At 55.7% G+C, this 12,855-nt stretch carries 16 protein-coding genes and 1 pseudogene; 4 read left to right on the top strand and 13 right to left on the bottom strand.

Annotated elements, in window-relative coordinates:
- The coding region (locus tag NE547_RS16225) for a hypothetical protein (protein WP_256176454.1) at positions 1–261 on the top strand (261 nt) is incomplete at its 5' end.
- A 92-nt stretch (positions 262–353) separates the two neighbouring features.
- Here the strand turns inward: NE547_RS16225 and NE547_RS16220 are convergent.
- From NE547_RS16220 to NE547_RS16165, 12 genes and pseudogenes are all read right to left on the bottom strand, one after another.
- A complete protein-coding gene (locus tag NE547_RS16220) occupies positions 354–899 on the bottom strand; it encodes a hypothetical protein (protein WP_006857810.1) in 546 nt (181 codons plus the stop codon).
- Entirely contained in the window at positions 896–1,543 is a 648-nt protein-coding gene (locus NE547_RS16215; protein WP_006857809.1) for a YfkD family protein, read from the bottom strand. The genes NE547_RS16220 and NE547_RS16215 overlap by 4 nt, the downstream gene beginning before the upstream one ends.
- A gap of 200 nt (positions 1,544–1,743) precedes the next feature.
- Positions 1,744–1,872 (bottom strand): annotated as a pseudogene (locus tag NE547_RS16210) (Maff2 family mobile element protein); the annotation flags it as partial.
- 95 nt (positions 1,873–1,967) lie between these two features.
- Positions 1,968–3,755 carry a VirD4-like conjugal transfer protein, CD1115 family gene (locus NE547_RS16205; RefSeq protein ID WP_256176453.1) on the bottom strand — a complete coding sequence of 596 codons (1,788 nt, stop codon included), beginning with the start codon at positions 3,753–3,755 and terminating at the stop codon, positions 1,968–1,970.
- A complete protein-coding gene (locus NE547_RS16200; RefSeq protein WP_240287425.1) occupies positions 3,752–4,228 on the bottom strand; it encodes a PcfB family protein in 477 nt (158 codons plus the stop codon). Before NE547_RS16200 ends, NE547_RS16205 begins: the two co-directional genes overlap by 4 nt.
- Positions 4,229–4,310: 82 nt before the next feature.
- On the bottom strand, positions 4,311–4,658 hold the full coding sequence (locus tag NE547_RS16195; protein ID WP_044927052.1) for a hypothetical protein: 348 nt from the start codon (positions 4,656–4,658) through the stop codon (positions 4,311–4,313).
- Between the two features lie 48 nt (positions 4,659–4,706).
- On the bottom strand, positions 4,707–5,543 hold the full coding sequence (locus NE547_RS16190) for a DUF6017 domain-containing protein (RefSeq protein ID WP_256176452.1): 837 nt from the start codon (positions 5,541–5,543) through the stop codon (positions 4,707–4,709).
- A gap of 27 nt (positions 5,544–5,570) precedes the next feature.
- Complete coding sequence (locus tag NE547_RS16185; protein ID WP_256176451.1) at positions 5,571–6,353, bottom strand: phosphoadenosine phosphosulfate reductase family protein; 783 nt, start codon at positions 6,351–6,353, stop codon at positions 5,571–5,573.
- A 34-nt stretch (positions 6,354–6,387) separates the two neighbouring features.
- Entirely contained in the window at positions 6,388–6,891 is a 504-nt protein-coding gene (locus NE547_RS16180; RefSeq protein WP_256176450.1) for a hypothetical protein, read from the bottom strand.
- 19 nt (positions 6,892–6,910) lie between these two features.
- Complete coding sequence (locus NE547_RS16175; protein ID WP_256176449.1) at positions 6,911–7,174, bottom strand: DUF5720 family protein; 264 nt, start codon at positions 7,172–7,174, stop codon at positions 6,911–6,913.
- The gene (locus NE547_RS16170; protein WP_256176448.1) at positions 7,164–7,778 is read right to left on the bottom strand and encodes a hypothetical protein; all 615 of its coding nucleotides are present in this window, start codon (positions 7,776–7,778) and stop codon (positions 7,164–7,166) included. The genes NE547_RS16175 and NE547_RS16170 overlap by 11 nt, the downstream gene beginning before the upstream one ends.
- A 51-nt stretch (positions 7,779–7,829) precedes the next feature.
- Positions 7,830–8,744 carry a ParB/RepB/Spo0J family partition protein gene (locus NE547_RS16165; protein ID WP_256176447.1) on the bottom strand — a complete coding sequence of 305 codons (915 nt, stop codon included), beginning with the start codon at positions 8,742–8,744 and terminating at the stop codon, positions 7,830–7,832.
- A 276-nt stretch (positions 8,745–9,020) separates the two neighbouring features.
- Here NE547_RS16165 and NE547_RS16160 point away from each other — a divergent pair, with 276 nt between their 5' ends.
- The 3 genes from NE547_RS16160 (at position 9,021) to NE547_RS16150 (ending at position 11,457) form a co-directional block, all read left to right on the top strand.
- Entirely contained in the window at positions 9,021–9,167 is a 147-nt protein-coding gene (locus NE547_RS16160) for a hypothetical protein (RefSeq protein ID WP_256176446.1), read from the top strand.
- Between the two features lie 75 nt (positions 9,168–9,242).
- Positions 9,243–9,728, top strand: a complete 486-nt coding sequence (locus NE547_RS16155; protein ID WP_186907934.1) for an RNA polymerase sigma factor — start codon at positions 9,243–9,245, stop codon at positions 9,726–9,728.
- Positions 9,721–11,457 carry a hypothetical protein gene (locus NE547_RS16150; RefSeq protein WP_256176445.1) on the top strand — a complete coding sequence of 579 codons (1,737 nt, stop codon included), beginning with the start codon at positions 9,721–9,723 and terminating at the stop codon, positions 11,455–11,457. Before NE547_RS16155 ends, NE547_RS16150 begins: the two co-directional genes overlap by 8 nt.
- Here NE547_RS16150 and NE547_RS16145 read toward each other — a convergent pair.
- Positions 11,433–12,797, bottom strand: a complete 1,365-nt coding sequence (locus NE547_RS16145) for a citrate/2-methylcitrate synthase (protein WP_256176444.1) — start codon at positions 12,795–12,797, stop codon at positions 11,433–11,435. The genes NE547_RS16150 and NE547_RS16145 overlap by 25 nt on opposite strands.
- Positions 12,798–12,855 lie beyond the last annotated feature (58 nt).

Below are 12,855 nucleotides of genomic sequence, written 5' to 3'. Positions count from 1 at the left end.
TTAGCTGTACAATCTTTTCGGACATGGTTTGCTGTCTCCTTTCGAATGGTGGTGTCGCAACTTCATTCTACCAGACATCTGCAAACCATGTCTCTTTGTCTTTTTGCGAAACTTATTCTACCTGACCGGAATTTCCCCCTGCTCACTTATCAGTACCGATACTTTCTCGATTTGCCAAAAATGGGCGCAAAAAAAGCAGCAAATCTTTTTCAGACTTACTGCTTCATGTGCCGCTATGGGGCAGCGGTTATTCAGTTGTAAAATAAAAGAGGGCGGTAGCACTTTGGGCTATCGTCCTCTTGGCTACACATTTGCAAAGACAGGCGGGGCTGTCAACGGTGGGCGAAGCCCATTTACTTGCCGTTGACTGGCTCGGCTGGATTTGCTACTTTCGATCTGATGTTTTCTTGTGAAGAATACACTGTATTGACTTTACCTTGATTTTCCTCCTGTGTTACTGTAATATTAAAGTCGTGAATTTCAGAATTTGTACTAGAGATTTCCAAATTCAAAGAAATAGAAATTACGTTTTTATCAAGTTGTAATCCATCTTCTTTGCAATATGTCGCTGAATAACCACTTGCAAGAACTACCTGACCTACCCCATTTTCATCAAGCACAAATAATGTAGCTGATGAACCAGTTTCTTTATTTCGGGCTATCGCAACCAGTTGTATTGGGGCATTTTCAGCGGAACCAAAAACATATTCTAATAATTCAAATGAAGGATAGTCTTGTGGAAAATTTTCAATAAATTTCTCGCCCCGGCTTTCAATAGAACCGGCACTTTCAAGCTCTGGCAGTACTTCTTTTGTGTTGTCATCAGGTGGAGAATTATTAGAACAAGCACTCAACAAAAGTACAAAAGCTAATAGTAATATAAACAATTTGTTTTTCATTGTGCTTTATATACTCCTGTTGGCGTGTATACCGTCATTCCCTTTGGAACTTTTATGGCTGAGTAGCTAGAAGTTGTTACTTTATAATGGACAGAATTTTTTTGTGGTGCATAAGATTCTGTTAATGTTTTATATTCATAAAAAACATTTTCAGGATAGCCGTCCATATAAACCTTGTATTTTAAACGACCAGCTGTTCTAACAGCAGGAATATAAACATTTAACACTTCAAATTTCCCCGGTGCAATACTATATGAGACACCCGCTGATGTTCCTTTTGTCCAACTACGTGAACCGGTAACTTCAACTCCTACTTCCGCCTGCATTTTTGCAAAAACAACATTTGCTTCTGTTGTGCCATTGGCATAACCCGCAATAGATGCGGTGGTTGTTCCGCTTTGTTCATATTGATATGTAATTTGCATAGGACTTGAGCCTTGAGTATTATCGCCTGAAACAGAACCTAATAATTTATGAGTATAATCAATATTCGTATAATTAGGCTCATAACCTACACATTCTCGTATATATACTCCTCTACGTTCTGGTATTCCTGAATCGTTAGCTGCAAAAACAGTAGTGTTCATTGTTGTTACAATAGCTAAAGAAAAAACTATCCCTAATATTGTTTTGATTTTTCTCATTATGGACTTCCTCCTTTGCTTAAAAAGTTATATTTTGTTGTGTGTTTCATCAAACCATTGGCATCATCTCCTTTTGTTTTATAGTACCATATTTTAGCTATTATATCAATTATCAAATTCAATTTTGCTTTTTTTTGGTTAATTTTTCTGAATAGTGAAGGCTGTCTATCAAATTCTTGTGTGTTACTTTACCGCACATGAGCATTGGCGCCGGGATTGTCATTACCATAACCTTCCAGCAGATTGATCGCGCCCCAAATGCCGAGGCCAGCGCCCAGCGCCACAACGAGAGTCTGAAGAACACCAACAGCAGAATTAAAGAAAGCCATAAATAGTACCTCCGAAACATATGTTTTTTAGATTTTGGAGGGTACATTTCTTCCACGAAGTTTCATCGAGTCGTTGTCAAAGCAGGCTGCCGCCGTCAGGCGACAGGTTCACCGGAAAGGTCTGCCAGATACACCTCAACTGCATCATCCGGCTTGAGCTTGAGGCGATGGGACAGAAAATGCTCTATGTCAAAGGCGTATTTCTTGTCATAATCCGCTGTGTAGCGGTAGAGGGGATGCTTTGTGAGATCATATTTGTTGGACAGAAACGGACGGACGCCGCGAAGCTGCAAGATGCACTTGCCGCCATCCAGCACGGCAAGCTCATCCACGCTCATCAGCTCCTTGCCCAATTTCTGATAGTTCAGCGAATGGGAAACCTCGCGGCCACGGCTCTCGCCGGTGTTATAGCTGTCGATGGTTTCCTTGCCAAGTGCCGCCGCCAGCTCTTTCAGCGTACCGGGTTCCTTTCCACCCAAAAAGATGGAGCAGTCCATGTTGCCGACAATCGTATCCGCGCTGTCTTTATACAGGGCTTTGAGCTGGCTCTGTGCCTGTAAGACAAGGCAGCAGGAGATTTCTCTGGAACGGATCGTCGCAACCAGCTTTTCAAGTCGCGGTATCTGGCCGATATTTGCGGCCTCGTCAATGAGGCAGCGGACATGAACCGGCAAGCGTCCGCCGTACACATCATCTGCCTTTTCGCAAAGCAGATTGAAAAGCTGGGTATAGCACATGGAAATGAGAAAGTTAAAGGTATCATCCGTGTCGGACATGATGATGAACAGGGCGGTTTTCCGGTCGCCCAGCGTGTCCAGTTGCAGCTCGTCATAGGCCGTCAGTTCCCGAAGCTCCTGAATGTCAAAGGGCGCAAGCCGTGCGCCGCAGGAAATAAGTATGCTTTTCGCGGTCTTGCCGGCACTTAGCTTGAATTTGGCATATTGACGGACGGCGAAGTGGTCTGGCTTGCGCTTTTTCAGCTCGTCGAACATCAAGTCCACCGGATTTTTGAAGTCCTCATCGTCCTCGCGCACCTCCATCGCATTGATAAATTCAATGAGCGTGGAGAAGTTCTGTTCCTCCATCGGCGCTTCATAGTGGATGTAGCCGATGAGGGCGGTGTAGAGCAGCGTTTCCGCTTTCACCCAGAAATCGTCACCGGCTTTGCCCTCGCCCTTGGTGTTGGCGATCAGCGTCGTGACCAGCTTCAAAATGTCCTTTTCCGAGTGGATGTAGGCGAACGGGTTGTAGTGCATGGACTTCTTGAAGTTCAGGGAATTGAGAATCTTGATCTGATACCCGTTCTTTTGCAGCGCATGGCCGCAGGAAACCACGATGTCCCCTTTGGGATCGGTGACGACGAAGCTGGTGGGATAGGTTTTTGATGTGCATTGGAGCAGATTGGGCTTCAACCAAAAGCGGGTCTTGCCCGAACCGCTGCCGCCGACGATCAGGACATTTTTGTTCCGCGCCGTTTTCGGGTCTTTGGGGCGGCTATTCATCGTCAGCCGCTCCGTCTGCGTGAGAATGATGTTGTTCTCAAACGCGGGATCAACGTAGGGCTTGATGTCCTCGGCGGTTCCCCAACGGGCGCTGCCGTACTCCAGATTTTTGCGGAATTTCTTGGCATTTTTGCCCTTGATACAGACCGCCAGCCGAATGGCGATGGCGGCGGCAACGCCCACGCACAGGTCAATGAGATGAAAGCTGGGGACAAGGGAGTGGAACGCCGTGTTCAGGCCGGTCATAATGTTCAGCAGCTTCGCCGAAGCGTCCGAACCGGGAGCCAGCCGCACCGCCTCGCTGACCTTGGTGGCCAGCAGCGCGATGAACACATACGGAATATTGGGAAGGGTGAGCTTTTTGACGTTGACTTGCTTCATCGTTCCAGCTCCTTCCGCTTTGTCCTGTCCACCACAGCCGCCTGAATGAGCGACTTGAAGTGTTGCAGCTTTTCCAGTACCGAGGGACGTTCCGCCTTTCTGACCTGCTTGGCGGTATATTCCTTGAACGCGGCGGTCATGGCGTCGGCGTCCGGCGCTTTGAAGAACACCATGTACCGCTTTTCGCCCTTGACCTTGAATGGAGCGAAGTCAATGCCATACTTCCGGGCAATCCGGTTGAATGAGCCGATATTCTGATCGGTGACTTCAATGCTCTGCAATCCCTTATCCTTGGCGGCAAGCTGCTTGACGGTCATTTTTCCGTGGGGATTGGCCTTGCTGTACTGATGCTTCTGATGGCCGCTTTTTAGCTGCTCCAGCAGCTTGGCAACGGCCTTACGAAATTCCTGTTCACCCAGCTTCCCACAGGAGATCATCAGGGATACGATTCTCTGTTCAACTTCTTCCTGCATGACTTATCACGCTCCTTTCCTTCGATTTGCAGGGAGAACGCCGGGACACTAAGGCGGTACCACCAGCCGGTGCAGAAGATGTTCATTCATTTCTGCGCCCCTGTCCCTTGACGGTCAGGATGCCGTCCAGCGTGGTGGCGGTAATCCGCAGGCGCTCGGCCACAGCAATGTCGTTTTTCACGCTTTCGTCCACGGTGCTGCCGCAAACCACCAGCACACGAGCGCGGCGCAGATACTCCCGCGCCATGTCGATGCCGTCCTTATGCTCCTGCGGGATCTCATCGCGCAGGAACAGCGGCAAAAACAGCGCGGGGCAGACGGGCGAAAAGCCCGCGTCATAGACCGCCCTGCAATACTTGGCGGCATTTTCGGTGTTCTCAAACTCATTCTCGCTCCACGGAGCGGTGATGTAGGCAAGGGGGCGTTTCATCGGTATCAAATCCTTTCTCCCAAAATCGGGCATGAAAAAAAGCGGCCTTTAGGGGCCGCCGTGAAAATCGTGATTGACCAGCATGGCGTAGTGGTTGTCGATGGTGGAAACGGAATTGAACAGCGCCGCCATGAGATAGGCTTTCGTATTCCAAACGCGAGTGGTGTTCTCGCGGATACCGTCCATGACCTTTTCGATGTGCATGGAGGTGATCTTTTCAAAGCGCTGTTGCACGAAGCCGGTGGGATACTCCGCATCCCGCCCGATCTTGACTGTGGGGCTGCGGTTCATAGCAACCTCCAGCATAATCTCCACCAGCTCATCAAGCTGCATCCGGTCATACTGCTGACAGAGAATGTCGTATTCGATTTGCTCTCTGATCTCCGCTTTTTTCTCAAATCCGTCCGTCATTCCGTCCGCCGCAGGCAGAAAGAATGAATGAGTGCTTGATAGATCAGTATTTGATTTTTGAGTATTAGATTTCTTAGTATTTAATTGCGCGGGATTATCCGTATCCGGTGCCTCCGTATCCGGGTTATCCAGATACGGGTTTTCCGTATCTGGTAAAGTCGTATCCGGTGGAGCGGGCTTTCGGGGCTTCTCGAAGATGGTGTACTCCGTGTCGGAAATGCGCCCGTCCTTGCCGCGAAGCTGACGGCGGATGATGTAGCCCGCCAGCTCCAGCTCCTTGAGCGTTTTCCCGATGGCGTCCACGCCCTCCTTGCAGATCGCAGCCAGCCCCCGCGTGGTGTAGTTCCACTCGTCGGGGAGGGAGAGCATCATGGAGAGCAGCCCCTTGGCTTTCAGGGAAAGATTGCTGTCTTTCAGGTGATGGTTGCACATCACCGTGTAATCCCGCGTCCGTTCAACGCGAAATACAGCCATATTGCTTCAATCCTTTCCGCAGGGCAGTCAACCTGTTTGACCGTCCTCCTTGGCAAATCGCTCGTCCAGCCGCTCCACGCTCCAGTTCTGCTTGAACTGCCCCAGCGGGCCGGTGCCGAACTGCGCCAGCGCACGGCGATCCAGCTCCATCAGCTTTTCCCACAGCTCCGGGTAATGCTTTCGCAGCTTTCGCAGCTCGTCGATACGCTGGAACGGGCAGCACCAGCAGGACGCACGGTGGTAAATCTCATACAGCCCGCCGAAGTCAAAGCCACGGTCGTAACAGGCTTGGAGCGCCTGCGCCTCCGTGATGCCCCATTCCACGAGGGGATACCGCTCATCCTTGCAGCGCCACGCTTCATCGGCGGCGATACCGACATAGTGGATCGCGCCCAGCTCGCCTTTGAGCCGGTTGACCTCCTTGGTGATGAGGTGCGTTTTGAGCTGCCCGGTACACCAGCGGACGCGGATTCCCGGCCAGCCGTTGCCGTAGGGCGGGATGCCCAGTCTTGCGCGGTTTTCCAGACTGCGGGGCTTCTGCTTGGGTTCATCGAACATCAGGTATTCAAAGCCCTTGGGATGCCGCAGCGTGGTGATGTGGATGCCGCGCTCCCGGAAAAGATGCTCGTCCAGTTTGGCAAGGTGTTCGTACATTTCCGGGAACTCCATGCCGGTGTCCGCTGACAGCACCATATTGATGGGCATATCCCGTTCGATCATCAAAAGCAGCATGGCGGTACTGTCCTTGCCACCGGACAGGCTGACGGCGTGAAACTGCTTGCCGTTTGCGTTCTGAATGGTTTCCCGCATGGGGAAGCCGCTCCGTTTTCACTCCTTTCCCACATCACAGCTCATAGATGGGCTGCTCGTGTTCGTAGTAGGGATCGCACAGGGCGGCAAGCTCGGCCACCAAGTCCTCCAAATCCAGAGAAATCTCGCTGTCCGCCCAGTCGTTGCCCTTGTAGACGCGATACTCGGTGACGTATTCGCCTTCTCCTGCGTTCACGCTGAATTTGGCAACGACGGCAAAGCCCATATCCTCCAGCAGCCACAGCTCCATCGACCGGGCAGCAAACACCGCGCCGATATAGCTGTCGCCTACGTCCTCATAGAGAAGCGTCGCTCGCTGCTTGAACAGCTCCGAGCTGCGATAGTCCAAGCTCAGCGCATTCTTGCCGTCTGCACGGTAGGCATAGACCGTTTCAGCCTTGTTCCAAACGGCTTGCAGCAGGGCGTGATAGTCGATGTTTTCCAGAAATTCGTCGATCTCCGTTTCCGTGTAGCCGACCTCCGTACCCTTGCGGAACAGCGTGGTCAGCGCTTTTTCCAGCTCTGTTACTCTGCTCATGGTAATTCCTCCAATCATTTTAGTGATGCCGCTTTTTCCGGTCAGGGAGGATATGCCCCTCAATGACGGCGGCGTGTTTGCAGATTTTGATTTCTCCGCGCTTCTCGGATGCCTGCGCCTTGGCATATCCCACGTCGGAGAGGAACAGCCGCAGCCGTTCGCCCTTTTCGCCCACGGGGGATTTCCGCGACAGGACATCGAAAATAATCATGTGGCGGGTTTCGTCCATAAAGCGCTCCAGCGCAAGGATGCTGTGCCCGCCGACAAAATCATCAGCGTTCATATTCAGCACCTCGCGCTCTGATCTGAAAGGCGGCAAGCCCATAGCGGGCGATCAAAGTGGCGTTGACGATCAGGCGCAGCGCCTCCGGGTCGATCACCTCCGGTTCCGCTAAGTCCGCCATCGTGACCGCCTCCGTCTTGTCGCAGAGATCGCGCGCCGCCATGAACAGCGCGTAGTTGTGCGGCGAGGTGTTTTTCAACACCGCATAGCCGAACTCAATCCTGTCCTTGCAGAAGCAATTTGCCGTGCGGCGGTAAATGTCGTCATTAGAGGTCAGCAGGTACATGGCCGCATAATAAGCGTTGGTATCCCTGCGGCGGCGGTAGCCCTGCACGGCACATTGATACTGCATTCGGCGCTCATGCTGCTCGTTGCTCCAAAGGCTTCCGGGATAGTGCTTGATCAGCAGGTTCAGGCGCTGGAACAGGCGGCGTTCATGGGGAAATGTCTCTAAGACTGCCTCGCGGTAGCCGACCACACCGGCCTCGATGCGCTCGGCCAGCCACGGGCAGCGCAGGGCGGTACAGCCCAGCTTTTTCACATACTCGGTACAGAGCTGGCAGCTCACATCTTTGGGTGTATATTTGAATGTGTTGATATACATGGCGTCCTCCTTTTGGCATAAAAATAGCGGACAAACAAACTGCTTGTCCGCTCATCGGCTCTGATCGCGCTGGCGCTTTTTCTGCCATGCGTCCAGTAATTTGAAGATGGTGTTCTCAATCTGAAATGGGGTATAGGAACGCGGGAAGTATTTGCGGAGCTTTTCACCGGAAAGGGTAATGTCGCTTTTCTCCGGTTTCTTCTGCTCCATCATAATGGAGAGCATGGTGTCCTCGTTCAGCTCGCCGCTCTGACTGAGCTTTTTCATCCGCTGCGCCTGCGAGAGCGAGGGGGTGACTTGTTCGCTGTCGATGGTTTCCAGAAGCAGCCCCTGCTCCTTGGGTGTCAGCGCCGCGATCTGATAAGCGGGACTGAGGGCGATTTTCTTCTCGTCCACCATCTGCTGAAGCTCCGGGACTAACTGCGTCAGGGTGATGTAGTTGCGGATGGTGTCTCCGCTCACACCGGCATCCTGACCAACTTCATCATCGCTGCGGAACTTCGCCGAAATTTTCGGCGAAGTTAGATCCGTCCGTGCGCCCTGCCGCTTGATGGCCTCCATCTTCATCTTGTAGGCTTTGGCGCGTTCGGAGGGGAGAATGTTCTCCCGCTGAAGGTTGCTGTCCACCATGATGATGGTGGCAGCGTCCCGGTCAATGTCGCGGACAATGACGGGCATGGTGGCCAGCCCAGCCAGCTCACAGGCGTGTTTGCGGCGGTGGCCTGCAATCAGTTCATAGCCGCCGTCCTCCCGTCGCCGTGCCAGCGCGGGGACGAGGACGCCGTATTCCTTGACGCTTTCGGCGGTTTCCTGCATGGACGCATCCTCTCGCACCTGAAAGGGGTGATCCGGGAACGGGTGCAGCTCGGAGAGCGGAATCTGAACAACTACTTCCTGCTGCGGTTTCGGCTTTTTGGATGGCGCGGGCTTTTTGCCCGGTTCTTTCTGCGCTGTTTTTTCAGTCATCGTGCTCCTCCTGTCGGCATCTGATTTTGGGTACAAAAAAAGGACATTTCTTCTTTTCAGAGGAAATGTCCTGATTTCTTGGACGGGCTGACAGCCCGCCCAAACGGTATTTTATTTTTGTCGTTACTATAACACCCCCTACGATATAACTACTTCGCGGCTCGATTTCTCGGTTTGGAAAAGGATGAAAAACCTTGCCAGATAACCGAAAACCCTTGATATACGGGGCTTTTCCGGTTTGTCGTAATTATACCGTAAGGGCACACCTTTGCCACCGTGGCCTCCGCCCAGGGCGCGCCCCTGTTCGACATTGGCCGCGCCCTGGGGCACTCCACCCCCGCCACCACCGGCAAGATCTACACCCACCTTTTGGACCAGACCCACGCCGCCACGCTGGACCGGGTGGCCGACGCCTTGAAATAACGGGCAAAAAAAGATAAGATAGATGCAATCATCCGGCCCCCTCCGGTGTGTTAAGGGCAGAAGGGAGAGTGCGCCATGGCCGCCAAGCTCAAAGGGGACGCCTCGTTCTCCTACGCATACGAGCACTATCTGGATACCGTATACCGCGTCGCCGTCCACAACGCGCCCACCCCCGGCGACGCCGAGGATGTGACGCAGGAGGTCTTCGAGGCCCTGCTCCGCTCCGGCAAGGCCTTCGGCGACGGCGAACATCTCAAGGCGTGGCTTATCCGTGTGACCATCAACCGGTGCAAAAACCTCCACCGGGCCAGGCGCCGGAACGAGGTGGCCCTTTCCGACGCGCTGGAAGCGCCCCAGCGCCCGGAGGACTCCGTGCTGGAGGAGGTGCGCGCCCTTCCTGCGCAGTACCGCAACGCCATCTACCTGCACTACTACGAGGGATATACCGCCGCGGAGATCGGCGCGCTGCTGGGGACGGGCCGCAGCACGGTGCTCACCTGGCTCGCCCGGGGGCGTAAGGCGCTGAAGCAGCGTATGATCGGAGGCTTTGAGGATGGATAAGCGCGACTATATCGCTCAGGTGGATGATCTGCGGTGTCCGCAAGCGCTGCGGGAGCGCATTGGGGCCCTGCCCGGACAGGTCCGGCGGCCCCGGCGGCACTGGCTGCCCCTGTGCGCCTGCGCGGCCGTGGTCCTGATCGGCGCGGGCGGGTTCCTCCTGCTCCAAAACGGCGGTTTGGGCGGCTCCAGCGCGGGCGGCGGCCACGAGGAGGGCAGCAGCGTCTTTCTGTCCTACGCCGGGCCGGTGTTCCCCCTGACCGTCCTGGACGGCGCGGAGCTGTCCGCCGGGCGGGAGATCACTTTGGACTTCTCCCTCTGGGATCGAACGTGGATCTCCAACCAGGAGGAGGCCGCCTCCCGCACGGAGCTGACCGAGGCCGGGCGCCGGCAGGTGCTGGACGACTATAACGAGTGGTTTCCGGACGGCGGGCGCTACGAGTCCTCCACCGACCTTCTGGTGCACGACGCTTACGTGCTGACCAATTCCACCCAGCAGGCGCAGACCGTCACGCTGCTCTATCCCTTTGTGGGACAGCTGCAGCACCTGAGCGCTCAAACCCCCACGCTGACGGTGGACGGCGTCCCGGCGGAGGCCACGCTCCGTTCCGGCGGCTATTCCGGCGGCTTCCAGGGCGCCCTGGGAGCCGACCTGATCACCGCCGAAACAGCGGGAAGCCTCAATCTGGACCAGCTGGACAGCTGGGAAGATTACAAGGCCCTGCTCTCCGACGGTTCCTATCTGGCGCAGGCCCTGGGGGACGGGCCGGACCTCAGCGGCATACCGGTCACGGTCTATCGCTTTACCGACCCCTGGGGCCCGGAGGCGAACGAGGACGTTCCCAATCCCTCCATCCGGGCGACCTTTGCGCTGGACTACAAACAGACCACGGTGCTCTCCTACGGCTTCCACTCCGGCCGGTTCGACCGGGAAAACGGCGTCATGGGGCAGGGCTTTTCCATCCGGGAGCCCGGAGAGGCCGGGTACGGCACGCCCTGTTACCTCATCATCCTGGGCGAGGATATCAGCGGCCTGACCACCCAGGGCTATGTCACCGGCGGCTGGGATACGGAGGAGACCGTGGAGGCCGGGGTGACGGTCTCCCGGTACGAAACCGATCTGGACACCGTTCTGCGGGAGACGGCGCAGCTGATGTACCGGGAGCGTCAGGAACGGCTGGAGGGGGTGGATTTCGAGCTCTATTACGGCCTGCTCCGGGACTTTCTCGCCTCTTACGGCGCGCTCTCCGACGCTCCGGCGGAGCGGTACGACGCCGGCTGGCTGGAGGAGCTGGACGTGGAATCGGTGGACCGGGTTTTTTATCTGGAAGTTCCGCTCACGATCCCCCCCGGGGAGACCGTCACGGCAGAAGCCAGCTTCCGCAAGGCGGGCAGCTTCGACTATTACTGCGCCCATACGGAAAACCAGGGCGTCTACGGGTACGACCTGGTGACGCAGCTGGGCTCTGCGCTGACCTTTTCCAGTCAGAGCGCCCGGCTGTGCGGCGCCCGGTCCGTGGAGATCGTCCGGCAGAATTTCGGTTTCGACCTGGAGCACGGCATCGACCAGGTCGTGCTGGACCCGGAGGCGGAGCATTACTATCTGGAGGTACGGCGGGCCCCGTCATACCGGCGCGGCACCTGCCTGCGGCACAGGAAACCGCCCGGCCCCATCCGATCGGATGGGGCCGGGCGTTTGGGTCAAATTCAGCGCTGGGCCATAGGCACATAAGGCTGATGGGTGCCGACGTATTTGTAGCCGGGCCGGATGATCTTGCTCATGTTGATGAGCTCCTCGATGCGGTGAGCGCTCCAGCCCGCGATGCGGGCCATGGCGAACAGCGGGGTATACAGCTCCAGCGGCAGGTCCAGCATATGGTAAACAAACCCGGAGTAAAAGTCCACGTTGGCGGAGACGCCCTTGTACATCTTCCGCTCGCCGGAGATGATCTCCGGCCCCAGCCGCTCCACCAGGGAATAAAGCTCGTACTCCTCATTGCGCCCCTTCTCCCGGGAGAGCTTCTCCACAAAGGAGCGCAGGATATTGGCCCGGGGGTCGGACAGGGAATACACCGCGTGCCCCATGCCGTAAATGAGTCCCGCCTTGTCGAAGGCCTGCTTGTCCAGCAGGGCCTGGAGGTAATGGCGCACTTCGTCCTCGTCCTTCCAGTCCCGGACGGTCTCCTTCATATCCTCAAACATGCGGATGACCTTGATGTTGGCGCCGCCGTGCTTGGGTCCTTTCAAAGAGGCCAGGGCGGCCGCCATGCAGGAATAGGTATCCGTCCCCGAGGAGGTGACCACGTGGGTGGTAAAGGTGGAGTTATTGCCGCCGCCATGCTCGGCGTGGAGGATCATGCAGATATCCAGCACGTGGGCCTCCCAGAAGGAGTAGGAGGAGTCGGCCCGGAGCAGGGAAAGGATGTTTTCCGCGGTGGACAGCTCCGGCCTGGGGGCATGGATGTACAGGGAGCTGCCGCTTTTATAGTTATACGCCTGATAGCCATACACGCTGAGCATGGGGAACAGGGCGGTCAGCTGCACGCATTGGCGCATGACGTTGGGCAGGGAGATGTCGTCGCACCGGTCGTCGTAGGAGGCCAGGTTGAGCACGCTGCGGGCCAGGGAGTTCATGATATCCTGGCTGGGCGCCTTCAGGATCACGTCCCGCACAAAATTGTTGGGCAGAGAGCGATAATAGGACAGCTGGCGCCGGAAATCCTCCAGCTCCGCGGCCTTGGGCAGGCGGCCCAGCAGCAACAGGTAGGCGGTCTCCTCAAACCCGAAGCGCCCCTCCTTCAGGGCCTGTCCCACCAGCTGTTCCACGTCGATGCCCCGGTAATAGAGCTTGCCGTCGCAGGGCAGCTCCTGCCCGTCTACGATCTTTTTGGCCACGATGTCCGAGACCTCGGTCAATCCGGCCAGCACGCCCTTTCCATTCAGGTCCCGCAGCCCGCGCTTGACATCGTAGCGGACGTAATCCTCCGGGTCAATACAGCTGTTCTCCAGAGCCAGAGCGGCCAGCGCCTCGATCTCAGGCGTCACATCACAATAGTTGGGGTTACTTGCCATTCGATGCCTCCATTCTTTTGTGGGCCCGGCGTCTGCCGCCCGGCCGGTTCCCATTGGA

Source organism: Flavonifractor sp. DFI.6.63 (assembly GCF_024462255.1).
Classification (GTDB): domain Bacteria; phylum Bacillota; class Clostridia; order Oscillospirales; family Oscillospiraceae; genus Lawsonibacter_A; species Lawsonibacter_A hominis.
The sequence above is the reverse complement of the archived record's forward strand: the minus strand, read 5'-3'. Positions and strand labels throughout refer to the sequence as shown.

What these genes read in the sequence shown, in the direction of transcription:
- NE547_RS16220 (WP_006857810.1), bottom strand. Translation starts at nt 899, where the DNA reads ATGAAAAACAAATTGTTTATATTACTATTAGCTTTTGTACTTTTGTTG.
- NE547_RS16180 (WP_256176450.1), bottom strand. Translation starts at nt 6,891, where the DNA reads ATGAGCAGAGTAACAGAGCTGGAAAAAGCGCTGACCACGCTGTTCCGC.
- NE547_RS16195 (WP_044927052.1), bottom strand. Translation starts at nt 4,658, where the DNA reads ATGAAACGCCCCCTTGCCTACATCACCGCTCCGTGGAGCGAGAATGAG.
- NE547_RS16170 (WP_256176448.1), bottom strand. Translation starts at nt 7,778, where the DNA reads ATGTATATCAACACATTCAAATATACACCCAAAGATGTGAGCTGCCAG.
- NE547_RS16150 (WP_256176445.1), top strand. Translation starts at nt 9,721, where the DNA reads ATGGATAAGCGCGACTATATCGCTCAGGTGGATGATCTGCGGTGTCCG.
- NE547_RS16205 (WP_256176453.1), bottom strand. Translation starts at nt 3,755, where the DNA reads ATGAAGCAAGTCAACGTCAAAAAGCTCACCCTTCCCAATATTCCGTAT.
- NE547_RS16155 (WP_186907934.1), top strand. Translation starts at nt 9,243, where the DNA reads ATGGCCGCCAAGCTCAAAGGGGACGCCTCGTTCTCCTACGCATACGAG.
- NE547_RS16190 (WP_256176452.1), bottom strand. Translation starts at nt 5,543, where the DNA reads ATGGCTGTATTTCGCGTTGAACGGACGCGGGATTACACGGTGATGTGC.
- NE547_RS16165 (WP_256176447.1), bottom strand. Translation starts at nt 8,744, where the DNA reads ATGACTGAAAAAACAGCGCAGAAAGAACCGGGCAAAAAGCCCGCGCCA.
- NE547_RS16145 (WP_256176444.1), bottom strand. Translation starts at nt 12,797, where the DNA reads ATGGCAAGTAACCCCAACTATTGTGATGTGACGCCTGAGATCGAGGCG.
- NE547_RS16200 (WP_240287425.1), bottom strand. Translation starts at nt 4,228, where the DNA reads ATGCAGGAAGAAGTTGAACAGAGAATCGTATCCCTGATGATCTCCTGT.
- NE547_RS16215 (WP_006857809.1), bottom strand. Translation starts at nt 1,543, where the DNA reads ATGAGAAAAATCAAAACAATATTAGGGATAGTTTTTTCTTTAGCTATT.
- NE547_RS16185 (WP_256176451.1), bottom strand. Translation starts at nt 6,353, where the DNA reads ATGCGGGAAACCATTCAGAACGCAAACGGCAAGCAGTTTCACGCCGTC.
- NE547_RS16175 (WP_256176449.1), bottom strand. Translation starts at nt 7,174, where the DNA reads ATGAACGCTGATGATTTTGTCGGCGGGCACAGCATCCTTGCGCTGGAG.